Here is a 22,744-nt window from a genome sequence, read left to right as displayed (position 1 = left end):
CACGTCGACCGCAACCCTTACCCCGCCGGATCCGTCCGGCCGGCCCAGCCGGGAGTATCTGATGGCACGATCGGTTTTTCGGTTTCTGTCGCGGCAGCCGGAGACGGTCGAACTTGTTGGCGACGCGCTCACTCTCAGGCTGCCGCGATACGGCGATTTCCGCCAATGGCATCAGCTGCGGGCCGAAAGCCGAGCTTTCCTCGAACCCTGGGAGCCCACCTGGCGTCACGACGAACTGACGGAAAGCGCCTTTCGCCGCCGGGTGCAGCGCAACGAACAGGAATATGCCTCCGGGCAGGCGGCGCCGTTTTTCCTTTTCCGCAAGGCCGACAACGCGCTGCTCGGCGGCATGACCATCGGCTATATCCGCCGCGGCGCGGCGCAAAGCTGCATGATCGGCTACTGGATGGGCGAGAAATATGCCGGTCAGGGCCATATGTTCGCCGCACTTCGACTCGTTATACCTTACATCTTTTCAGGGCTTCAGTTGCACCGGATCGAGGCAGCCTGTATTCCGGACAACACACGCAGTATCCGGCTTCTGGAAAAAGCCGGCTTTCGTCGCGAAGGGCATTTGAGGGAATATTTGAAAATCAACGGACAGTGGCGGGATCATGTGATGTTCTCCAGATTGGCCACGGACGGTGAGATGGACGGGAAAATACGCACCCCATGACTTTGAACGGTACGATGCTCTTGTCGTCAGCCCGCCGGCTGATCGCCCTCCCGGCTATCCTGGCGGCGCTTTTCCTGCTGACGGCATGGACGGGCGCCTTCGCCGCCGAGCCGATCAAGATTTCCCGCGACGACACGGCGCTGGACCTGACCAGCACCACGGAGATCTATACCAACCAGGGCGAAGCCTTCCAGGTCTCCACCGCCGCCGGCGCCGACGGCATCCGCCGGCGCATCGAGGTGCGCGCCAGCTCGGAAAACCACCAGGGCGACTGGGCGGTCTTCGCGCTCGCCAACGTTTCGGAAGAGCAGCTGGAGCGCGTCATCGTCGCCCCGCATTTCCGCCTCGTCGATTCGAAGCTGTTCTGGCCGGACCTCGGTTCGCAGCGCATCATCTCGATCACGCCGAGCGAAGGGTTCGCGCTCGACCGGCAGCCGAGCGAGGAGGCCGACGTCTTCCGCATCACGCTCAATCCCGGCGCCGTGATCACCTTCGTCGCCGAGCTTTCGACGCCGGAACTGCCGCAGATCTACCTGTGGGAGCCGAATGCCTACAAGGATACAGTCAACGCGTTTACGCTCTACCGCGGCATCGTGCTCGGCATCGCCGGCCTGCTGGCGGTGTTCCTGACCATCCTCTTCGTCGTCAAGGGCACCTCGATGCTGCCGGCGACCGCAGCGCTTGCCTGGGCGGTGCTCGGTTACGTCTGCGTCGATTTCGGCTTCCTCGAAAAGCTGATCAGCCTGACCTCGGGAGACCAGCGCATATGGCGCGCCTGCGCCGAGGTGGCGCTGGCGTCCAGCCTGGTGATCTTCCTGTTCACCTATCTCAATCTCAACCGATGGCATGTGCATCTGGGCTACGTCACCCTTGCCTGGATACTGGGGCTCGGCGTGCTGTTCGGCGTCGCCATCTACGATCCTTCGGTCGCTTCCGGCATCGCCCGCGTTTCCTTCGCGCTGACGGCATCGGTCGGCATCATCCTGATCGTCTATCTCGGCTTCAACCGCTACGACCGCGCCATCCTCTTGATCCCCGCCTGGGCGCTGATCCTGGTGTGGATCTTCGGCGCATGGCTGACGATCACCGGGCAGCTCGACAACGACATCATCCAGCCGGCGCTGGGCGGCGGCCTGGTGCTGATCGTGCTTTTGATCGGCTTCACCGTCATGCAGCACGCCTTTGCCGGCGGCGCCTACCAGCAGGGACTGTTTTCCGACCTCGAACGCCAGGCCTTGGCGCTGACCGGTTCCGGCGATACCGTCTGGGACTGGGACGTCGCCCGCGACCGCGTCGTCACCATTCCCGACGTGTCGCAGAAACTCGGCCTGCCGCCGGGCTCGATGCACGGGCCGGCGCGCAACTGGCTGCCGCGCCTGCATCCCGACGACCGCGACCGCTTCCGCGCCACGCTCGACGTGCTGCTCGAACATCGCCGCGGCCGGCTGAACCACGAATTCCGCATCCGCGCCGAAGACGGTCATTTCCATTGGCTCGCCATCCGCGCCCGGCCGGTGCTCGGCTCCAACGGCGAAATCATCCGCTGCGTCGGCACGATCATCGATGTGACGGAACAGAAGAACTCCGTCGACCGGTTGCTGCATGACGCCATGAGCGACAACCTGACCGGCCTGCCGAACCGCCAGGTGTTCCTCGACCGGCTGCAATCGGTGCTGACGCTGGCGCCGACCGGCGACATCGTCCGGCCGACCGTCATGGCGATCGATATCGACCGCTACAAGCAGGTCAACGACGCGCTCGGCATCGCCGCCGGCGACAACATCCTGATCGCGCTCACCCGTCGCCTGCGCCGCCTCCTGAAGCCGCAGGATACGCTGGCGCGGCTTTCCGGCGACGAGTTCGGCATCATCCTGGTGTCCGAGCGCGATCCGGCCAAGGTGGCCGATTTCGCCGATGCGGTCAGCAAGGCGATCATGGTGCCGCTCAACTTCGCCAACCGCGAGATCATCCTGACGGCGTCGATCGGGCTTGCCTCCTGGGTCGACCAGCAGGAAAGCGCCACCAGCCTGCTCAACGACGCCGAGCTTGCCATGTACCGGGCCAAACGCGCCGGCGGTAATCGCGTCGAGCCGTTCCAGCCGGCGTTCCGCAGTTTTGGCGCCGACCGCCTGCAGCTTGAAACCGACCTGCGCCGCGCCATCGAACGCAAGGAACTGACACTGGTCTACCAGCCGATCGTGCGGCTGGCCGATGCCGAGATCGCCGGTTTCGAGGCGCTGATGCGCTGGGACCACCCGAAGCGCGGCACGGTGCCGCCGACGGAATTCATCCCGATCGCCGAAACCTCCGACCTGATCGGCCCGCTCGGCATCTTCGCGCTGGAGCGGGCGAGCTCCGACCTGGTGCACTGGCAGCAATATGCCGGCGACGTGCCGATCTTCGTCTCCGTCAATCTTTCCAGCGCCCAGTTGCTCAACAACGAGCTTTACAGCGACATGCGGGCGATCCTCGCCAAGACGCAGTGCCAGCCGTCGCAGATCAAGCTGGAGCTGACGGAATCCATGGTGATGGAGAACCCGGAACAGGCCCGCCTGGTGCTCGACAAGCTGAAGGAGATCGGCATGGGCCTGGCGCTCGACGATTTCGGCACCGGCTATTCCTCGCTCGCCTATCTGACCCGCTTCCCCTTCGACACCATCAAGATCGACCAGACGCTGGTGCGCGACGGCGGCGCCAAGCGGCCGATCCTGCTGCGCTCGATTATTTCCATGGCCCGCGATCTCGACATGCAGGTCGTCGCCGAAGGGATCGAAACGGAAGAGGATGCCATCGAACTCGGCAAGCTCGGCTGCAATTTCGGCCAGAGCTATTTCTTCGGCGCGCCGATCGGCGGCGATTCCGTGCTGCGCCTGCTCAAGGAACGTTTTCCGCTGACCAAGCGGGCCTAACCGGCCGCTGATGATAGGAGTGTGGGTGCGGCATGGAAGAGTGTTCCCTGCGTCTTCTTCACATTTGATCGTGTTTTCGTGAGCGCGCCGGGCGGGAACAATGTCTGGCCGTGACGGTTCTATCCTCGTAACACCGATAAAAACGATAGTGATACACGAGGAGAAAACGCATGTTTATGAAACAGATCGCCGTCGCAACTCTTTGTCTCGGCATGGCAACCAGCGCTTTCGCCCAGCAGGGCAATGCCGACAATGGCTCGAAGACCGTGCCGCAAAACCGTTCGACCACCCAGGACGGCAAGGTCATGACACCGGATGCCGTCGACCCCTCCACGACACAGGGCATCACCAACAATTCTATGGACGGGTCAACCAACCCTGACTGCATCACCCGCAATTCCGGTGGTGCCGGTGACGGCGTCGATGGGACGGCACCCACGAATAATGATCTCGCCAACAACACCAAGGCTTGCTGATTGCGGCATTGAGAGTTGGTTAGGGACAAACCAAAGGCCAGTCATCGGTTTCGATGGCTGGCCTTCTCTTTGCAACGGAAGAGGGTCGGTGGATTTGCATCGGAGGTCTCAAACAGTCTTCACCGGTGCAAGTGACGGTGCCGCCGCTTTTTCGACCTGGCTATCCTTGGCCGTGGCCGTGTGGATCAGCGCGTGGATGAATTCCAGCTTGGCGACGACGACGGGCGACAGCACGAACGGATAGAGGTCCGGCTGGCCCATGCTGCGATGAATGCTGTTGAGTGCGACACTCAGCGGGATCCAGGCATTGGCAAGCTGCTCGGCGTTGCGGGCGGCATAAGGATTGAACGTCACCTCCGTCGCCATCTCGTCATGGCCTTTCGGATCGATGGCGATGCCGAAGGAGCGCGCCGTTTCCAGCGTATCGACGATATGCAGGTAGTGGGCGAAACATTCGGCGAAATCCTCCCAGGGGTGCGTGCTGGCATAAGCGCTGATGAAATCGTTCTGCCAGCCCGCCACGGGGCCGTTTTCGTAATGACGCTGCAGGGCGGCGGCATAATCCTCGCGCTCGTCGCCGAAGGCGTCGCGGAACGGTGCAAACCGGTCGCGGTCGCGCACCAGCTTGTTCCAGATGAAATGCCCCGCCTCGTGGCGGAAATGGCCGAGCAGCGTCCGATACGGCTCGTTCATCATCGTCCGTGTCAACTCGCGTGTCACGTCGTCCGCCTCGGCGGCGCGGATGACGATCACGCCTTCCTCATGCCCTGTCATGGCCGGCACGATCGTGCCATCGGGATTGATGGTGTCTTCGAGGAAATCAAAGACCAGGCCGCCCTCGGGATCTTCGTTGCGATCGGGATGCGGCAGGTTCCAGCGCAGGAAGGAATAGAACAGGTGCCGCTGCGCCTGGCTGATGCGCCGCCAGCGCTCGACGCCTTCTGCCGTGTCGATGTTGGGGACAAGCCGGTTGTGGCTGCAGGCCGGGCAGAAACTGTTTTGCGATCCTGCCGGCAGCGTCCAGTTGCAGATATCCAGTTCGGCGTTGGCGCAGAAACGCACCTGCCGCCCAGGATCCGCCACCACCCGCCAGGCGTCGTCGGACGGCTCCAGCGCATGCATGGCCATCACCTCCGGCACGAAGCCGAGACGGTGGCCGCAATTGACGCAGGATCTGTTGTCGAAATGGACCGGAAGGCCGCAATGGTCGCAGGCATAAAGTCTCATGAGTTCTGTCCCCGATGATGATCCATGCTGAAAAAACCTGCCGCGGCATTCGCCGGGCAGGTTTTTCGCTATTCAGTCTTTCCCGCGGAAAGCCCGAACGTTAAAGCCGGTCCACCTGGTTTTTCACGGCGTCCTTGACCTTGCCGCTGACAACCTGAACCTTGCCCTTGGCCTCCTGTGCGGCGCCCTTGGCCTGCATTTCATGATTGTCCATCGCATCACCGGCAGCTTGCTTGATCTTGCCGGCAGCCTGGTTGGCGTAACCGGAAACCTTGTCGCTGGTGCTTCCCATTGGGTACTCCTTGAGCTTTTCGAGCGAACCATATGTTCGCCCTGGCGAGGAGTAGAACGGTATGCCGGGGACATTCGTTCCGGTGAACCGAACAATATTTTCAGTCTTCAGGCGTGGCCGGCATCGCTGGAGAGCATGGCGGGCGTCACGCCCAGCAGGGCCAGCGCCCGCTCGTATTTGTCGTCCAGGCTGTCGTCGAAGATCAGTTCTTCGCTTGCCGGGCAATTGAGCCAGCCATTGTTGCCGATCTCGCGCTCCAGTTGTCCGGCACCCCAGCCGGCATAGCCGAGCATCATCGTCGCCCGGCGCGGCCCGCTGCCGCTCGAAATCGCCCGGACGATATCGAGCGTCGCCGTCAGCGAGATGTCGTCACTGACCGGAATGCTGGATTCGCTGAGATAATCGTCGGAATGCAGCACGAAACCGCGGCCGCTCTCCACCGGACCGCCGTTGCGGATCGGGAAATCCCGGGCATGCGGCGGCAGCATGATCGCATCCGTCTGGTCGATCATGTTGAGATGCAGCAGCACTTCGGTGAAGGTCAGCGCCTGCGGGCGGTTGATGACGAAACCCATGGCGCCGGCGGCGGAATGGGCGCAGACATAGACCACCGTGCGGGAAAAATTGCTGTCGAACATGCCGGGCATGGCGATCAGGAAATGACCATCGAGGAACCCGCGCTCTCGCTTATCCTTCAGTGCCGACAATGACATGTGGTCCTCCAGCGTAACGTCCTCCGGCCGGTGCAAGAGGAACGTGTGAGTGCTTCGACCTGAGAAACATGGGGTATAGTCACAAATCAATCAACCGGAAATGATGAAGAAAAAACGGCGGCCTCTGGAAGACTTTCCGGGCATCGGCTAAATCCTTACAAGATGAAGATATTTTTTCGATCCACACAATTCATGGCCGGAATTTTCGGCATCGCCGCTCTTGCAGGCGTGATTGCCGGCCCGGCGACGGCCGCGATGACGGCCTGGGCGGAGAGCGAGGGGGGGCGTGTGCGCCTCATCGCCCTGCCCGCGGATGCCGACGGAAAGATCAGCGCGGCGCTGCAGATCGAGCCGGCGCCCGGCTGGATCACCTACTGGCGCGAACCGGGCGACAGCGGCATTCCGCCCCACATCAGCATCACGCCAGACAGCAATGTCACGCTCGCCGGCATCGCCTATCCGGTGCCAAAACACATCGAGGCGGGGTCGTTGCGCGATTTCGGTTATGACGGGCCGGTCGCCTTTCCGCTCGACCTCACTCTGGCCTCGGCCGACGCCGAACCGCGTTTCGATGCGCAGGTGTTCATCGGGCTGTGCAAGAACATCTGCATTCCCTTCCAGGCGGATTTTTCGCTGACGCTGCCGAAGGCGGCACAATCGGCGGCGCAGGAGGCGATGATCATCGAAACCGCCCGCGCCAGCCTGCCGGAAGCCCCGGGCGCCGATTTTGCCGTGACCGGCTCCGGCCTTGCCGCCGACCACAAGGCGCTGCATCTGTCGCTGACGCTGCCCGAAGGCGGCGATTTTCCCGAGATCATCGTCACCGGCCCGGCCGGCTACGTCTTCACCGAGCAGCAGAACGCCCGGCGGGAGGCAAACACCTTCTCGACCGACATCGTCATTCCGAAACTGCCGAAACGATTCAAGGCCGAAACCGCCCGCTGGGGCCTATTGGTCAAGAGCGGCAGGCGGGCCATGGAGACCACGCTTGCCTTTGAGTGAGCGACGCATATATTCGCCACCAACCCGGACGGCCGGACCCGCCCCGTTTCAAGGAGACATTTCATGACCATATCCATTGGAAGCCAGCTGCCGCAGGCGAAATTCAAGGAAAAGACCGCCGACGGTCCGACGGAGATCACCACTGACGAGCTGTTCAAGGGCAAGCGCGTCGTGCTCTTCGCCGTGCCCGGCGCGTTTACGCCGACCTGCTCGCTGAACCACCTGCCCGGCTACCTGGAAAACCGTGACGCCATCCTCGCCAAGGGTGTCGACGACATCGCCGTCGTCGCCGTCAACGACTGGCACGTCATGGGCGCCTGGGCGCAGAATTCCGGCGGCATGGGCAAGATCCACTTCCTCGCCGACTGGGACGGCGCCTTCACCAAGGCGCTCGGCCTCGATGCCGACCTGTCCGCCGGCGGCCTCGGCCTGCGCTCCAAGCGTTATTCCATGCTGGTGGAAGACGGCGTGGTGAAATCGCTGAATGTCGAGGAGAATCCGGGCCAGGCGACGGTTTCCGCCGCTGCCGCCATGCTCGAGCAGCTGTAAGTTTCATACAAAACGCAAAGAAAAACCGCCTCCCGGGGCGGTTTTTTTTGTGTCTGCAGTTGATGCTGCTCAGATCATCAGGTCGAACACCAGAATGCCGGCCAGGCCGCCATCGGTGGCGGCAATGATGCGCTCCCCGACCGCCACATGCTCGGGATGGACGAGATAGGCGTCGCGGGCGGCCGCATCGTCGAAGGTCACGGTGAAACCGTCCACGAAGCCGCCATTCAGGCCTTCCGGCGAAACGTTCGGCCCGTATTTGACATCGACGATGCCGGGAATGACGTCCTTCAACGCGGCGACCGCCTCGAAGATCGCCTGTTTGTCGGCGGGCTGAAGCGCCGCCTTGAAGCGCAGGAACACGCAATGCAGGATCATATATCTCTCCCCTTGTCCTCGCCGCACAATAACGGCAAACCGGCTCGCCGCAAGCCGGCATTCGCCTGCCGTCGGCGCGCTATTGGGCGCCGCCCTTCTTGAACGGCGCCATGCCCATGCGGGCGAGTTCGTCGGCGCGTTCGTTTTCCGGATGGCCGGCATGGCCCTTGACCCAGTGCCAGATGATCTTGTGGCGCTTCGTCGCCTCGTCGAGCGCCTGCCACAACTCACCGTTCTTCACCGGCTTCTTGTCGGCGGTCTTCCAGCCGTTCTTCTTCCAGCCATGGATCCACTTGGAAATGCCGTCCATGACATATTTGCTGTCGGTATGCAGGTCGATTTCGCAGGGCTCCTTCAGGGCGTTGAGCGCCGAAATTGCCGCCAGCAACTCCATGCGGTTGTTGGTCGTCGCCGCCTCGCCGCCGGAAAGGTCCTTTTCCGTATCGCCGTAACGCAAGACCGCACCCCAGCCGCCCGGACCGGGATTGCCGGAGCAGGCACCGTCGGTAAAGATATCGATATGTTTCATGGCCGGCTGAGCCCGTATTCGCCGACCGAGGAGACGGCCGCGTGAAAGCGCAGCTTGCGCAGATATTCCAGCGGGTCCTTCTTGACGACGAGCGCATCCGGCGGCGTGGTCAGCCAGTCGTAGAGGCGCGTCAGGAAGAAACGCAGCGCCGAACCGCGCGACAGGATCGGCAGGGCCTCAGCCTCGGCCCGGCTCAGCGGCCGCACGCTTTCGTAACCCTCCAGCAGCGCCATGCCCTTGGTCATGTTGTAGGACCCGTCCTTTTCGAAGCACCAGGCATTGAGGCAGATCGACACGTCGTAGGCGAGAAGGTCGTTGCAGGCGAAATAGAAATCGATCAGGCCAGAGAGCCCGTCGCCGAGGAAAAACACGTTGTCCGGGAAGAGGTCGGCATGGATGACGCCGGCTGGCAGGTCCTTCGGCCAGTTGGCGGCGAGGAAGGCGAGTTCGCCGCGGATTTCCGCCTGCAGCCCCTTTTCCACCTCGTCGGCGCGTGCTTCCGATTTTTCCCACAGCGTGTGCCAGCCGTCGAGCGACAGGGCGTTCGGGCGCGTCAGGGTAAAACCTTCGCCGGCAATGTGCATCTTCGCCAGCGCCGCGCCGACATCGCGGCAATGCCGTGCTTCAGGCTTGCGCAGCCACATGCCTTCGAGGAACGAAATCAGCGCCGCCGGGCGTCCGGACAGCGTGCCGAGCAGCGCGCCGTCCCTGCGCGGCAAGGGCAGCGGGCAGGACAGGCCGCGGGCGGCGAGATGCTGCATCAGGCCGAGGAAGAACGGCAGGTCGGATTTTTCCACCCGCTTCTCGTAAAGCGTCAGGATCAGCGGATCGCGGGTGGTGTGCAGCAGGAAGTTGGAATTTTCCACGCCTTCGGCGATGCCCTTGTAGGAGGTCAGGTCGCCGACGTCATATTCGGTGAGGAAGCGCTTGAGGTCGTCTTCGGTGATATCGGTGTAGACTGCCAAGGGTGTGACTCGCGGATGGAAACTCAGGTGGGACGAGACATGCTTTGGCATCGCGATAGCGACAAGGCAAGTGGGTCCGGCCCCCATAGACGTCGCATCACCCTCTTTCGCTCCATATGCGAAAGCCCGGGGCTCGGGACAATCCGGCCCTGCGCCTCCCATTTCTCACCCGTTGACGAAAGCCATGTCGGCGGATTCGAGGGCGATGTCGCGCAGCTCGCGGTTGACGAGGAAATGCTCGTTTTCCTGCACCGTTTCCGCCAGCTCGACGCGCGCATCGAAACGATCGCGGAAGGCGGCGATGATTTCGTCGACGATCACCTCCGGCGCCGAAGCGCCGGCGGAAAGGCCGACGGTGGTGATATCGCCGAGATCCGACCAGTCGATCTCCGAGGCGCGCTGCACCAGCAGCGATTTTTTCGCCCCTGCCCTGAGCGCCACTTCCACCAGCCGCTTGGAATTCGACGAATTCGGCGCGCCGACGATCAGGAACAGATCGCAGCCGGGCGCCGCTGCCTTGACCGCCTCCTGCCGGTTGGTGGTGGCGTAGCAGATGGAATCGGCGGCCGGCGCCATCAGCTTTGGAAACCGTTCGCCGAGCCTGGCGATGACGCCGGCCGTATCGTCTACGGACAGCGTCGTCTGGGTGACGAAGCCGAGATTGTCGGCATCGACGGGCTCGTAGGCATCGGCATCCTCGACCGTCTCGATCAACGACACCGAGCCTTCCGGCAACTGCCCCATCGTGCCGATGACCTCCGGGTGGCCGGCATGACCGATCAGCACCACATGGCGGCCGAGCCGCTGGTGACGCATCGCCTGTTTATGCACCTTCGAAACCAGCGGACAGGTGGCGTCGAGATAAAAGAGATTGCGCGCCTCGGCATCGGCCGGCACGGATTTCGGCACGCCGTGGGCGGAAAACACCACCGGCTGCGCGCGGTGCTCGGCGGGGATCTCGTCCAGTTCTTCGACGAAGACGGCACCCTTGGCTTCCAGTCCCTCGACGACATAACGGTTGTGGACGATCTCGTGGCGGACATAGACCGGCGCGCCATAACGCTTCAGCGCCAGGACGACGATCTGGATAGCGCGGTCGACCCCGGCGCAGAAACCGCGCGGGCCGCAAAGCCTGATCGTCAGCGGCGGTTTGGAAACGGCGATGTTCATTCCTCGTCCCTGGCTTCGTATGTCCATGGATATGGCAATTCGGCTGCGGGTTTACCACAAATTTCCCGGCAGGAAACCGGCAAAGCCTCCGTTCCCTGTAAATCTGCCATGACCGTCCTGGCCTTCAGCCTTTCCGGCGGCGCAGCCACATCGTGCCGGAAACCGCCACCAGCGCCACAGCCAGGCCGTACCAGGTGAGCGCATATTGCAGGTGGTTGTTCGGCAGTTCGAACTGGGTGACGCCGCCGATCGGCAGGCCGGCGGGATTGCGCGTCGCATCCGCATCCATGAAGAACGCCACCACGTCCGAGCGGTCGAGGCCGGTGGTATCGGCCATGGCGTCGAGATCCTTCCAGTAGAAGATGTTCTTGGCCGGATCGTTGTCCGGCACGATCGACGACGGTTTTTCCGCAAGCTTGGCGCGGGCCAGACCGGTGACCGTCACCTGGCCGGTCAACTGTCCCTGCTTGCGCATCTCCGGCTCCTTGTTCTCGTAAGGAACGAAGCCACGGTTGACGAACAGGTAGCGGCCATCGGCCAGAAGCAGCGGGGTGTAGACGTAAAAGCCCGTCTGGCCGCGATAGGTGGCGAAAAAGTGCCGCTCCTTGTTGTTGACGAACCGGCCGCTGACGGTCATGGCGCGGTAATCGACGTCCTCTCCACGGCTGCCAAGCGCCTCGATGTCGGCGAGCGATGCCGGCGGGGCGGCGCGACGTTCGGCGATATCGGCCAGCAGCTGTTCCTTCCAGTGCAGCCGCCGCACCTGCCATGTGCCGAGCGACAGCAGGATGGCCAGCGCCAGCAGGAACAGGATGAAGGTGGCGATCTTCTTGCGGCCGCTCCACGCGACGACCGCTGCCTGGACGTCAGTCACGATCGAGCTTGCCTTCGGCGGCATTGTTGCGGAACTGCAGGGCAATCAGCACGCCCTTGAGCGTTCGCAGCAGAAACAGCGACAGGACGATGGTCAGCGGTCCCCACAGCAGGATGTGCAGCCAGACCGGCGGCGCAAAATTCACCTCCGCCCACAGGGCGAGGCCGACCACCAGGAAACCGATGATCAGGATGACGAAGACCGCCGGCCCGTCGCCGGAATCGGCGAAGGAATAATCCAGGCCGCAATTGGCGCAGCGCGGCTTCACCTTCACCAGGCCGTCGAACAGCTTGCCCTGGCCGCAGCGCGGGCATGAGCCGGCAAGTCCGGTCTTGAACGGATCGACGGGCGGATAATGGGCGCTGTCCTGGTTCATGGCATAATCCCGGTCGGCCTTTGTCTCCGGCAGGCCGCTTCGCCGTTTCTGTTGATCGTATCACGGCTTAAACCGTCATGAGGCCATTCCATAAGCCGGCACTTCGCCGCAGGCCAGCGTAAAGTAGAGCCCCATGGGCTTTCATGACGTGGCCGGAGCCTTTCATGCGAAAAGGCGGCTGCGTTTTCGCGCAACCGCCTTTCCTTATGGTTCTTTCGATCGGACCGGATCAGCCGTGCGCGATCGGCGCCCCCCAGCTGCCCCAGATGTAGATGCTGAAGAACAGGAAGAGCCAGACGACGTCGACGAAGTGCCAGTACCAGGCAGCGGCCTCGAAGCCAAAGTGCTGCTTCGGCGTGAAGTCGCCCTTGATCGCACGCAACAGGCACACCAGCAGGAAGATGGTGCCGACGATGACGTGGAAGCCGTGGAAACCGGTCGCCATGAAGAAGGTCGCGCCGTAGATCGAGCTCTTGAAGGCGAACGGAGCGTGGGCATATTCGTAGGCCTGCACGAAGGAGAACAGCAGGCCGAGGGCAACGGTGAGCGCCAGGCCGTTGATCAGGCCCTTGCGGTCGCCGTGCAGCAGCGCATGGTGCGCCCAGGTGACGGTCGTGCCCGACAGCAGCAGGATCACGGTGTTGTAGAGCGGCAGGTGCCAGGGGTCGAGCACTTCGATACCCTTCGGCGGCCACTGGCCACCGGTGAATTCGAAGCGCGAGGCCTGGATGGCTTCGTGCGAGAACAGGCTGGCATCGAAGAAGGCCCAGAACCAGGCGGCAAAGAACATCACTTCGGAAGCGATGAACATGATCATGCCGTAGCGCAGGTGCAGCGAAACGACGCGGGTATGGGCACCCTCATGCGCTTCCTTCACCGTGTCCGCCCACCAGCCGTACATGGTGTAGAGCACCAGAGCGAGGCCGATGTAGAAGATCCACGGAGAAGCAAGCTCCAGGCCGAACAGGTGGAACGAACCACCGTTCAGATAGCGCATGTAGCCGACGCCCCCGAAGGTCAGCAGGAATGCACCGACGGAGGCCAGAAGCGGCCACGGGCTAGGGTCGATGATGTGGTAGTCGTGATTTTTCTGGTGTGCATCGGCCATGTCAGCGATCCCCGAATGTCTTTCTCCAAAATGTCACCGGCGAACCGGAAACATACCTCTCACAATTTCTGTTCAGAACCCTTGTCCTCATCCGTCCGCAAAGCCACCGGCTTTCCGCTCTCATGCGGATAGAATGTGTAAGACAGGGTCAGCGTTCCGATACTCTTGGTCTCGGGCGTATTGACGATGTCCGGATCGACGTAGAACACCACCGGCATGGTCATCGTTTCGCCCGGCTTCAGCTCCGTTTCGGTGAAGCAGAAGCACTGGACCTTGTTGAAATAGGCGCCTGCGACCATCGGCGTGACGTTGAAGATCGCCTGCCCCTTGGTCGGCTTGTTCGACATGTTCGTCGCCGTGAACTCGACCTGCACCGTCTCGCCGATCTTGACCTCGACATTGCGCTGCACCGGCTTGAAGTCCCACGGCAGGCCGCTGGCGACGTTGGCGTCGAAACCGACGGTCACCTTGCGGTCGAGCACCACCTGCGACATCTGCTCGACGCGCTGGGTCGTGCCGTTGTAGCCGGTGACACGGCAGAACATGTCGTAGAGCGGCACGGCGGCAAAACTTGCGCCGACCATCGCGCCGACGAAGGTGAGGCAGGCGGCAACGACGACGCCGTTGTTGCGCGGCGTGTTGCGGCTGGTCTGCGGCGATTGTTCGGTCATCGGCTCACCCCTGCATCCCGCCGCCGAACTTGATCAGCGTCACGACGTAAAAGAGGACGACAAGGCCGGCCAGCGCAAAACCGAGCGCGATGTTGCGGCCACGGCGGGATTTCTGTTGCTTGTCGGTCAGCGTGATCTTGTCGATCATGCGGCACCTCCGATCAGCGAAAGCAACGGCGCCACGAAGGCGTCGATCATCAGGGCGGAAAAGATGGCGAAGAGATAAAGGATCGAGAAGGCGAACATCTTCTTCGCCGGCACCATCTTCTGATCGCCATCCGGCATGCGCCAGACGGCGATGGAACAGTACAGGAAGACGGCGCCGAGCAGGCCGGCGAAGACGCCGTATCCGAGGCTCGACCAGCCGGCAAGGGCGGGAACCACGGCAATGACGGCGGTCAACAGCGTGTAGATGAAGATCTGCACCTTGGTGGAGGCTTCGCCGGCGACATTCGGCATCATCGGTACGCCGACGGAGCCGTAGTCACGCATCTTGAACAAAGCGAGCGCCCAGAAGTGCGCCGGGGTCCACAGGAAGATGATGAGGAAAAGCACGATGCTTTCCATCGAGACGCCGCCGGTGACGCAGGCCCAGCCGATCATCGGCGGGAAGGAGCCGGCAGCACCGCCGATGACGATGTTCTGCGGCGTCGAGCGTTTCAGCCACATGGTGTAGACGACGGCGTAGAAGAAGATCGTAAAGGCGAGCAGGCCGGCCGAGAACCAGTTGACCACCAGGCCGAGGATGGCGACCGAGAAGAAGGAGAGCGTCAGGCCGAAGGCGAGCGCCTCGTTCGGCTGGATGCGGCCGCCCGGAATCGGCCGGTTGGCGGTGCGGCTCATGACCGCGTCGATATCGGCGTCGTACCACATGTTGAGCGCGCCCGAGGCGCCGGCTCCGACGGCGATGCAGAGAATGGCGATGAAGCCGAGGACCGGATGGATGTGGCCCGGCGCCAGCACGAGGCCGGCAAAGGCCGTGAAGACGACGAGCGACATCACCCGCGGCTTCAGCAGTTCGAAGAAATCCCGTGCGCCCGCTTCCGAAAGGCGCACGCCGCCATTCGTTCCCAGCGCTTCGTGATCGTCGATGACCGTCATTCAACCCGTCCTGTTTTTATTTGTATCGGCGCCGCGTCTTTTCCGCGGCGCCTTTGTTTTCAAGCTTTGACCAGCGCGCGCGGCTTACTTGATGCGCGGCAGCTGTTCCCACTGGTGGAACGGCGGCGGCGAAGACAGCTGCCATTCCAGCGTGGTCGCACCCTCGCCCCACGGATTGTCGCCGGCGATGCGCTTCTTGGCGAAGGCTTCCCAGACGGCAAAGAGGAAGATCAGCACGCCGATGCCGGAGATGTAGGAGCCGATCGAGGACACGTAGTTCCAGCCGGCAAAGGCATCCGGATAGTCGATATAGCGGCGCGGCATGCCGGCGAGGCCGAGGAAGTGCTGCGGGAAGAACACCAGGTTCACGCCGATGAACATCACCCAGAAGTGCAGCTTGCCGAGGAACTCGGAATACATGTAGCCGCTCATCTTCGGGAACCAGTAGTACCAGGCGGCGAAGATGGCGAACACGGCGCCGAGCGACAGAACGTAGTGGAAGTGAGCCACGACGTAATAGGTGTCATGCAGCGAACGGTCGAGGCCGGCGTTGGCGAGCTGGACTCCCGTAACACCACCGACGGTGAACAGGAAGATGAAGCCGATCGCCCAGACCATGGGGGTGCGGAAGGTGAGCGAACCGCCCCACATCGTAGCAACCCAGGAGAAGATCTTCACGCCGGTCGGAACCGCGATGACCATCGTGGCGAACACGAAGTAACGCTGCGTTTCGAGCGACATGCCGACCGTGTACATGTGGTGCGCCCAGACGATGAAGCCGACGGCGCCGATGGCGACCATGGCGTAGGCCATTCCGAGGTAGCCGAAGATCGGCTTGCGCGAGAAGGTCGAGACGATGTGGCTGATGATGCCGAAGCCGGGCAGGATCAGGATGTACACTTCCGGGTGACCGAAGAACCAGAACAGGTGCTGGAACAGGATCGGGTCGCCGCCGCCTTCAGGATTGAAGAAGGCCGTGCCGAAGTTGCGGTCGGTGAGCAGCATGGTGATGCCGCCTGCCAGAACCGGCAGCGAGAGCAGCAGCAGGAAGGCGGTGATCAGCACGGCCCAGGCAAACAGCGGCATCTTGTGCAGCGTCATGCCGGGAGCGCGCATGTTCAGGATCGTGGTGATGAAGTTGATGGCGCCGAGGATCGACGAGGCGCCCGAGATGTGCAGCGCGAAGATCGCAAGATCGACCGCCGGTCCCGGCATGCCCGATGTCGAGAATGGCGGATAGATCGTCCAGCCGCCGCCGACACCATAGGCACCCGCCGGACCCTCCACGAACATGGATAGAAGCAGAAGCAGGAAGGCCGGAACGATGAGCCAGAACGAGATGTTGTTCATACGCGGGAACGCCATATCCGGCGCGCCGATCATGATCGGCACCATCCAGTTGGCGAAGCCGCCGATCAGCGCCGGCATGACCATGAAGAAGATCATGATCAGGGCGTGAGCGGTGGTGAAGACGTTGAACATGTGCTTGCCGCCGTCGATGGCGGCGTCGCCTTCATAGCCGTAGACCATGGAGGCCAGACCGTGGAAGATCTGGATGCCCGGCTCCTGCAGCTCGGCGCGCATGGCGACCGAAAGCGCGCCGCCGATGATGCCGGCGATGATCGCGAAGATCAGATAGAGCGTGCCGATGTCCTTGTGGTTCGTCGACAGGAACCAGCGCGCGAAGAAGCCGAGCGGCTTGTGCGCGTGGTCATGATGGTCATCGTGACCATGGGAATGATCGTGATGATCGTGCGAATGATCGTGAGCAGACGGTCCAGCCATTGTCCTCACCCCTACCTTACTGTGCGTCGTTTGCTGCAACGTCGACGGACTTCTTGCCGTCCGTTGCCGCCATCAAAGTCTTGTTCGCGCCTGACAGATCCGTGCCAGCCGCCGCGATCCAGGCGTCGTATTTCTCCTGGGAGACGACGCGGATGGCGATCGGCATGAAGGCATGATCCTTGCCGCACAGCTCGGAACACTGGCCGTAGAACAGGCCTTCGCGTTCCGGCTTGAACCAGGTCTCGTTGAGACGGCCGGGCACCGCGTCGATCTTGACGCCGAAGGACGGCATCGCGAAAGCATGGATCACGTCGGTCGGCGCAGCCGTCACCAGGAGGCGAACGACCTTGTTGACCGGCAGGACCATTTCGTTGTCGACGGCGAGCAGGCGCGGATAGACCGACTTGTCTTCCTTGCCGAGGCCGGCGCGATCGGCATCCTTCAGCAGATAGGAATCGAATGCGACGGGCGTTTCCATCTCGTATTCGTAGTTCCACTGCCACTGCGTAGCGGTTGCCTTCAGCGTCAGATCCGGATTCTCAGGGATAGTGAGCTGCGCGGTGAGCAGGTTGAAGGAGGGGATTGCGAGGAAGAGCAGCAGAAGCACCGGACCGACGGTCCAGACGACTTCGATTGCCGTGTTGTGGCTCGTCTTCGACGGCACCGGGTTGGCGCCGGCGCGGAACTTGACGACGACGATGATCAGCAGCAACAGCACGAAGAGCGTGACCGGCACGATGAACCACAGCGTGTACTGCTCGAACCAGCGGATCTCATGCATGATCGACGTCGCTGCGGGCTGCAGCGTCATCTGCCAGTCCAGCGGCTGATCGGCAAAACTGCTGGAAGCAAACAGCAGACAGACCAGACAGGCCAGAACTGCATAAGCTTTATTTTTCACAACGTATCTCCCTCAAGCGCTTGATGTGGATCAAACCCAAACGCAGAATCCTAGCTATTCTTCCGCTTCAAACCACAGTTTGCCCCCCGCCGCAACATCTGTCAAAAAAACCCTGTGCGGCATTTTTGCCCAAATTCAATTTTGGCCCAGATAATACCGTTTTCCTGTGACGCGGTGTTAACTCCTTCCACAATTTCAGGACGATGGGCCAGGGCCTGCAGTCCAATTTCCGCCGCACTGGGCTGGAATTGAAGCAGGCAGGGCTTTTCATTTGACGGCCCGGGCTCCAAAAATGGCAGCAGTGATTCGAATTCTAGAGGTATTCATGGGTTTTCATCCCCTTGCGCGGTCCGGCATGCTGGCCGCCGGCCTGATCGCCGCGATGGCGGCGCCCGTCGCCGCACAGCAGAAAGTCGAGCAGCAGCAGGTCCAGAACCAGACGACGCAGACCCAGCCCGGCACGGTGAAATCCAACCACGGCGCCTGGTCGATCGTCTGCGACCAGCCGGCCGGCGCCAGCGCCGAGCAGTGCGCGCTGATGCAGAACGTGATTGCCGAGGACCGCCCGGAAGTCGGCCTGTCCGTCGTGGTGCTGAAGACCGCCGACCGCAAGTCGCGCATCCTGCGGGTGCTGGCACCGCTCGGCGTGCTCCTCCCCAACGGCCTCGGCCTCAACATCGACGGCAAGGATATCGGCCGCGCCTATTTCGTGCGCTGCTTCTCCGACGGCTGTTATGCGGAAGTGGTGCTTGAGGAAGAACTGCTGAAGACGCTGCGCAGCGGCGCCCAGGCGACCTTCATCGTCTTCCAGTCGCCGGAAGAGGGCATCGGCATCCCCGTCGACCTCAAGGGTTTCGCCTCGGGCTACGACGCCCTGCCGTAACGGCAGGGCTTGTCCCGCCGGCGTCGGGCGCCTACATCGCTGGCGACACATTATATATAACAAGCGGCGGCCGCACGGCGCGGCCCTCTCCATGCCGCGCCGATGGAGCCAGATAGCATGAACACCGATCTCCTCACCCTTTTCGATGCCGACGAGACCACCTTGCGCACGCTCGTCGCCGAGGCGCTGAAAGGCGCAGACGACGGCGAACTGTTCATCGAACACGCCCAGTCCGAAGCGCTGACCTTCGACAACGGCAAGCTCAAGGGCGGCAGCTTCAATACGGAGCAGGGTTTCGGCCTTCGCGCGGTGGCCGGCGAAGCGGTGGGGTATGCCCATGCCGGCGATCTTTCGGTGGCGGCGCTGAAACGCGCTTCGGATGCGGTCGGCGCCGTGACGCGCGGTTATTCCGGCGCCTATTCGGAAGCGCCGCAGCGCACCAACCACAAGCTCTACGGCGAGGAAAACCCGATCGGCGCGCCGACCTTCGAAGAGAAGGTGGCTCTGTTGCAGGAGATCGACGCCTATCTTCGCGCCGACGGCAAGGTGCGGCAGGTGACGGCATCGGTGGCGGCGAGCTGGCAGATGGTCGATATCCTGCGCGCCGACGGCCACCGGGTGCGTGACATCAGGCCGATGACCCGGCTCAACATTTCCGTGGTGGTGGGCGACGGCGACCGGCAGGAAACCGGCTCCTTCGGCACCGGCGGCCGTTTCGGCTTCAACGATTTCCTCACCGCCGCGAGCTGGCGCAAGGGCGCCGACGAGGCGTTGCGCCAGGCGCTGGTCAACCTCGACGCCATCGAGGCGCCGGCCGGCACCATGGACGTGGTGCTCGGCAACGGCTGGCCGGGCGTGATGCTGCACGAGGCGGTCGGCCACGGGCTGGAAGGCGATTTCAACCGCAAGAAGACCTCCGCCTTCGCCGGCCTGCTGGGCGAAATGGTCGCCTCCCCCGGCGTCACCGTCGTCGACGACGGCACGATCGAGAGCCGCCGCGGCTCGATCTCCGTCGACGACGAGGGAACGCCCTCCGGCTACAACGTGCTGATCGACAACGGCAAACTTGTCGGCTACATGCAGGACCGCCAGAACGCCCGCCTGATGGGCATGAAGCCGACCGGCAACGGCCGCCGGCAAGGCTACGCCCATGTGCCGATGCCGCGCATGACCAACACCTACATGCTCTCCGGCGACAAGACGCCGGACGAAATCATCGCCTCGGTGAAGAACGGCATCTATGCCGTCTCCTTCGGCGGCGGACAGGTGGACATCACCTCGGGAAAATTCGTCTTCGGCTGCACCGAGGCCTACATGATCGAGAACGGCAGGATCGGTGCGCCGATCAAGGGCGCCATGCTGATCGGCAACGGCCCGGATTCGATGAAGCGCGTCTCGATGATCGGCAACGACAGCAAGCTCGACACCGGCATCGGCAATTGCGGCAAGGCAGGACAGTGGGTGCCGGTCGGTGTCGGCCAGCCGCACATCCGCATGGACCAGGTTACCGTCGGCGGCACGCGAACCTGATCGTCCGCCGCTTGACGAACCGCCGCCGGCAGATGCAAGCAGGGCCGATCTGAAACGGAAACGCCATGCTGCAGAACCTGTTTGCCGGGACCACCTTCGCTCAACTCGCCTTCCTCGGCATCGCGGCTTTCGTCGCCGGCCTGGCGCGTGGCTTTTCCGGCTTCGGAGCGGCATTGATCTTCATGCCGCTCGCCAGCGCCATCGCCGGCCCCAGGATTGCCGCCCCCTTGCTGCTGGTCATCGATGGTTTCGGTGCGCTCGGCATGATTCCGAATGCGTGGCGTCAGGCGCATAAACGCGACGTGGCTGTCATGGCAGCCGGCGCGGTGATCGGTGTGCCGATGGGGGCGGCCTTCCTCGCTTATGCCGACCCGCTTCTCGTCCGCTGGCTGATCATCGTGCTGGTCATCCTGCTGCTGATGCTGCTCATGTCCGGCTGGCGCTATCACGGCAAACCCTCCGATGCGATAACGGCGGTCGTCGGGCTGGTTGCCGGCCTCTTCAGCGGCACCGCGCAGGCCGGCGGCCCGCCCATCGTCGCCTACTGGCTGGGCGGCGCCATACCTTTCGCCATCGTGCGGGCCAACATCGTTCTCTATTTCGCCGTCTCGACGGTTTTCAGCGTCGTCAGTTATACGATCGGGGGATTGTTCGTCACTGCGATCGTCGCGCCGGCCCTGACCACGGGACCTCTCTACCTGCTGGGCCTCAACCTGGGGTCACGCCTGTTCAACCGCGCCGACGAGCGCCTGTTCCGGCGTGTCTGCTACGGGCTCATCGCCACGGCGGCAATCCTCGGCCTGCCGCTGCTCGATCCGGTACTGCGCTGATGCCCGGGCCCGATTCAGCGATGCTTAACACCCTTGCCGATAGTCTTGCGAAAAATCGGGACAGAGGATCATGGGGCTGAAGCAGAGGGTGCGTGCCGGGCTGAAGCGTGCCGCTATCACCGGCGGCCTCGAAACCGCGTGGCTGCTGAACCGTGCCGGCTTCATGGGCGGTGCGCGCGGGCGCGGCGTCATCTTCACCCTGCATCACGTCCGCCCGAAACAATCCCGCAGTTTCGATCCCAACGCCCATCTCGAAATAACCCCGGATTTCCTCGACCGGGCGATCCGGCAGTTGCGGGCGGACGGCTACGAATTCGTGGCGCTCGACGCGGTTCCGGCGCGGCTGGCGAAGCGCTCGGCGCGGCCCTTCGCCGCCTTCACGCTCGACGACGGCTATCGCAACAATGCCGACCATGCCTTGCCGATATTTGCCGCGCATGGCGTGCCGTTCACGGTGTTCGTCAGCGGCGGCTATGTCGACCGGACCCATACGATGTGGTGGGAGACGGCAGCGGACCTGCTATCGGCCCGGACATCGCTGTCCTTCGATTTCGGCCATGGCGAAGAACGGCTCGACCTTGCAAACAATGCGGCAAAGCAGGCTGCCTTTGCCAGGATCGCGCAGTTCGTCCTTCGCCCCGGTGAGTCCGAAGCCGTTGCGCGGCTGAACCGGATTGCGGCAGAGCATGGTGTCGATGCGCATGCCATCCCCGACGGCGCGACGATGACCGAGGACGAAGTGAAGGCGCTTGCCGCCCATCCCCTCGCCTCGCTCGGGGCGCATACGATCAGCCACCGGGCGCTGGCGCTTCTGGATGAAGACGAGGCGCGGCGGGAAATGGTGGCATCGGCGGAGCGCATCCGGGCGATCACCGGCACGATGCCGACGACATTTGCCTACCCCTACGGCGATCCGCCGGCGGCATCGGCCCGGGAGTTCCGCCTGGCGGAAACGCTCGGCTTCAAGCTCGCGGTGACCACCAATCCGGGCACGCTGTCAGAAGCAGCGCTCGCCGGCCTGACGGCGCTGCCGCGGGTCTCGCTCAACGGTCATTTCCAGAAGCGCCGCTACGTCGCGGCGCTGGCCTCGGGGATTCCGTTCAAGCTGATGGGGCGGGGTTAGGGATACATCCTGACCTTCGACCATGGCCCTTCCGGCGTCTCGCGGCGGAATTCGATTCGGTCATGGAGACGGAACTTGCGGTCGTGCCAGAATTCGATCGAGACCGGCCGGATGCGGAAGCCGGACCAGTGGGCCGGACGCGGAATTTCGCCGATGGCGTAGCGGGCGGTATATTCGGCCACCGCCTTTTCCAGCGCGAACCGGCTTTCCAGCGGGCGTGACTGTTTCGAGGCCCAGGCGCCGATGCGGCTGCCGCGCGGCCGGGTCTGGTAATAGGCGTCGGCCTCGTCGTCGGTGACGATCTCCACAGGCCCGCGCAAGCGAACCTGCCTGCGCAGGGATTTCCAGTGGAAACACATCGCCGCCTTCTTCTGGCCGAGGATTTCCTGGCCCTTCTGGCTTTCGAAATTCGTATAGAAAACAAAGCCGTCCGTATCGAACCCCTTGAGCAGCACCATGCGCACGTTGGGCAGGCCGTCCGCATCGACGGTCGCCAGTGCCACGGCGTTGGGGTCGTTGACCTCGGAGGCCTGTGCCTCGTTCAGCCACGCCTCGAAAAGGGAAAAGGGTTCGCTTACCTCGGTGAAGTCACCGGTTGTTAACGCCTGGTCTGTCATGATAGCTAAAATGCCTCGGACTTTCTTAACCAATGCCCAGGGATTCGCATCCCGGGGTC

Annotated in this window: 25 protein-coding genes; 9 read left to right on the top strand and 16 right to left on the bottom strand. The window is 62.9% G+C overall.

Annotation, left to right across the window (positions count from 1 at the left end; genetic code table 11):
• The first annotated feature begins 61 nt into the window (after positions 1 to 61).
• The 3 genes from DEM27_RS02470 (at position 62) to DEM27_RS02460 (ending at position 4,061) form a co-directional block, all read left to right on the top strand.
• Positions 62 to 676, top strand: a complete 615-nt coding sequence (locus DEM27_RS02470) for a GNAT family N-acetyltransferase (protein ID WP_109456587.1) — start codon at positions 62 to 64, stop codon at positions 674 to 676.
• A 14-nt stretch (positions 677 to 690) separates the two neighbouring features.
• Complete coding sequence (locus DEM27_RS02465; RefSeq protein WP_420028797.1) at positions 691 to 3,585, top strand: EAL domain-containing protein; 2,895 nt, start codon at positions 691 to 693, stop codon at positions 3,583 to 3,585.
• A 170-nt stretch (positions 3,586 to 3,755) separates the two neighbouring features.
• Entirely contained in the window at positions 3,756 to 4,061 is a 306-nt protein-coding gene (locus tag DEM27_RS02460; protein ID WP_109456585.1) for a hypothetical protein, read from the top strand.
• A gap of 108 nt (positions 4,062 to 4,169) precedes the next feature.
• Here the strand turns inward: DEM27_RS02460 and DEM27_RS02455 are convergent, their stop codons facing one another.
• The 3 genes from DEM27_RS02455 to DEM27_RS02445 all read right to left on the bottom strand — a co-directional run bounded on the left by DEM27_RS02455 (position 4,170) and on the right by DEM27_RS02445 (position 6,293).
• The gene (locus tag DEM27_RS02455) at positions 4,170 to 5,288 is read right to left on the bottom strand and encodes a zinc-binding metallopeptidase family protein (RefSeq protein WP_109456584.1); all 1,119 of its coding nucleotides are present in this window, start codon (positions 5,286 to 5,288) and stop codon (positions 4,170 to 4,172) included.
• 100 nt (positions 5,289 to 5,388) lie between these two features.
• Positions 5,389 to 5,580, bottom strand: a complete 192-nt coding sequence (locus tag DEM27_RS02450) for a CsbD family protein (RefSeq protein ID WP_109456583.1) — start codon at positions 5,578 to 5,580, stop codon at positions 5,389 to 5,391.
• Between the two features lie 107 nt (positions 5,581 to 5,687).
• Positions 5,688 to 6,293, bottom strand: coding sequence for a YqgE/AlgH family protein (locus DEM27_RS02445; protein WP_109456582.1), 606 nt, complete (start codon positions 6,291 to 6,293; stop codon positions 5,688 to 5,690).
• Between the two features lie 192 nt (positions 6,294 to 6,485).
• Between DEM27_RS02445 and DEM27_RS02440 the strand changes: the two genes are divergently transcribed.
• Together DEM27_RS02440 and DEM27_RS02435 are read left to right on the top strand one after the other, a co-directional pair.
• On the top strand, positions 6,486 to 7,295 hold the full coding sequence (locus DEM27_RS02440; RefSeq protein ID WP_109456581.1) for a protein-disulfide reductase DsbD domain-containing protein: 810 nt from the start codon (positions 6,486 to 6,488) through the stop codon (positions 7,293 to 7,295).
• 63 nt (positions 7,296 to 7,358) lie between these two features.
• Positions 7,359 to 7,844 carry a peroxiredoxin gene (locus tag DEM27_RS02435; protein ID WP_109456580.1) on the top strand — a complete coding sequence of 162 codons (486 nt, stop codon included), beginning with the start codon at positions 7,359 to 7,361 and terminating at the stop codon, positions 7,842 to 7,844.
• Between the two features lie 69 nt (positions 7,845 to 7,913).
• On the opposite strand, the gene DEM27_RS02430 is transcribed toward DEM27_RS02435, so the two are convergent.
• The 12 genes from DEM27_RS02430 to coxB form a co-directional block, all read right to left on the bottom strand.
• Positions 7,914 to 8,222: a Dabb family protein gene (locus DEM27_RS02430; RefSeq protein WP_109456579.1), complete on the bottom strand. Its 309-nt coding sequence runs from the start codon at positions 8,220 to 8,222 to the stop codon at positions 7,914 to 7,916.
• A gap of 79 nt (positions 8,223 to 8,301) precedes the next feature.
• Positions 8,302 to 8,751 (bottom strand): ribonuclease HI, encoded by a 450-nt coding sequence (gene rnhA, locus DEM27_RS02425; protein ID WP_109456578.1) that lies wholly within the window; start codon positions 8,749 to 8,751, stop codon positions 8,302 to 8,304.
• Positions 8,748 to 9,716, bottom strand: coding sequence for a homoserine kinase (locus DEM27_RS02420; protein ID WP_109456577.1), 969 nt, complete (start codon positions 9,714 to 9,716; stop codon positions 8,748 to 8,750). The genes rnhA and DEM27_RS02420 overlap by 4 nt, the downstream gene beginning before the upstream one ends.
• Positions 9,717 to 9,881: 165 nt before the next feature.
• A complete protein-coding gene (gene ispH, locus DEM27_RS02415; protein ID WP_109456576.1) occupies positions 9,882 to 10,886 on the bottom strand; it encodes a 4-hydroxy-3-methylbut-2-enyl diphosphate reductase in 1,005 nt (334 codons plus the stop codon).
• 124 nt (positions 10,887 to 11,010) lie between these two features.
• Positions 11,011 to 11,760 (bottom strand): SURF1 family protein, encoded by a 750-nt coding sequence (locus DEM27_RS02410; protein ID WP_420028787.1) that lies wholly within the window; start codon positions 11,758 to 11,760, stop codon positions 11,011 to 11,013.
• Positions 11,753 to 12,136: a DUF983 domain-containing protein gene (locus DEM27_RS02405; protein WP_109456919.1), complete on the bottom strand. Its 384-nt coding sequence runs from the start codon at positions 12,134 to 12,136 to the stop codon at positions 11,753 to 11,755. The genes DEM27_RS02410 and DEM27_RS02405 overlap by 8 nt, the downstream gene beginning before the upstream one ends.
• 229 nt (positions 12,137 to 12,365) lie before the next feature.
• Positions 12,366 to 13,244, bottom strand: a complete 879-nt coding sequence (locus tag DEM27_RS02400; RefSeq protein ID WP_109456574.1) for a cytochrome c oxidase subunit 3 — start codon at positions 13,242 to 13,244, stop codon at positions 12,366 to 12,368.
• Between the two features lie 59 nt (positions 13,245 to 13,303).
• A complete protein-coding gene (locus DEM27_RS02395) occupies positions 13,304 to 13,915 on the bottom strand; it encodes a cytochrome c oxidase assembly protein (RefSeq protein ID WP_109456573.1) in 612 nt (203 codons plus the stop codon).
• Between the two features lie 4 nt (positions 13,916 to 13,919).
• Positions 13,920 to 14,063 carry a hypothetical protein gene (locus tag DEM27_RS02390; protein ID WP_165823326.1) on the bottom strand — a complete coding sequence of 48 codons (144 nt, stop codon included), beginning with the start codon at positions 14,061 to 14,063 and terminating at the stop codon, positions 13,920 to 13,922.
• On the bottom strand, positions 14,060 to 15,016 hold the full coding sequence (cyoE, locus tag DEM27_RS02385) for a heme o synthase (protein ID WP_109456572.1): 957 nt from the start codon (positions 15,014 to 15,016) through the stop codon (positions 14,060 to 14,062). The genes DEM27_RS02390 and cyoE overlap by 4 nt, the downstream gene beginning before the upstream one ends.
• A gap of 84 nt (positions 15,017 to 15,100) precedes the next feature.
• Positions 15,101 to 16,801 (bottom strand): cytochrome c oxidase subunit I, encoded by a 1,701-nt coding sequence (ctaD, locus tag DEM27_RS02380; protein WP_109456571.1) that lies wholly within the window; start codon positions 16,799 to 16,801, stop codon positions 15,101 to 15,103.
• Positions 16,802 to 16,817: 16 nt separating this feature from the next.
• Complete coding sequence (gene coxB / locus DEM27_RS02375; RefSeq protein ID WP_109456570.1) at positions 16,818 to 17,702, bottom strand: cytochrome c oxidase subunit II; 885 nt, start codon at positions 17,700 to 17,702, stop codon at positions 16,818 to 16,820.
• A gap of 325 nt (positions 17,703 to 18,027) precedes the next feature.
• Here coxB and DEM27_RS02370 point away from each other — a divergent pair, with 325 nt between their 5' ends.
• From DEM27_RS02370 to DEM27_RS02355, 4 genes are all read left to right on the top strand, one after another.
• Complete coding sequence (locus DEM27_RS02370; RefSeq protein ID WP_109456569.1) at positions 18,028 to 18,585, top strand: invasion associated locus B family protein; 558 nt, start codon at positions 18,028 to 18,030, stop codon at positions 18,583 to 18,585.
• 117 nt (positions 18,586 to 18,702) lie between these two features.
• Positions 18,703 to 20,115, top strand: a complete 1,413-nt coding sequence (tldD, locus tag DEM27_RS02365) for a metalloprotease TldD (protein WP_109456568.1) — start codon at positions 18,703 to 18,705, stop codon at positions 20,113 to 20,115.
• A gap of 65 nt (positions 20,116 to 20,180) precedes the next feature.
• Complete coding sequence (locus DEM27_RS02360; RefSeq protein WP_109456567.1) at positions 20,181 to 20,945, top strand: sulfite exporter TauE/SafE family protein; 765 nt, start codon at positions 20,181 to 20,183, stop codon at positions 20,943 to 20,945.
• A 70-nt stretch (positions 20,946 to 21,015) separates the two neighbouring features.
• Entirely contained in the window at positions 21,016 to 22,068 is a 1,053-nt protein-coding gene (locus DEM27_RS02355; protein WP_109456566.1) for a polysaccharide deacetylase family protein, read from the top strand.
• On the opposite strand, the gene pdxH is transcribed toward DEM27_RS02355, so the two are convergent.
• Complete coding sequence (pdxH, locus tag DEM27_RS02350; protein ID WP_109456565.1) at positions 22,065 to 22,685, bottom strand: pyridoxamine 5'-phosphate oxidase; 621 nt, start codon at positions 22,683 to 22,685, stop codon at positions 22,065 to 22,067. The genes DEM27_RS02355 and pdxH overlap by 4 nt on opposite strands.
• Positions 22,686 to 22,744: the final 59 nt, after the last annotated feature.

It is taken from the genome of Rhizobium album (assembly GCF_003122325.1).
Lineage (GTDB): Bacteria > Pseudomonadota > Alphaproteobacteria > Rhizobiales > Rhizobiaceae > Metarhizobium > Metarhizobium album.
Note: the sequence above shows the minus strand (reverse complement) of the source record. Positions and strands in the feature narration are given on the sequence as shown.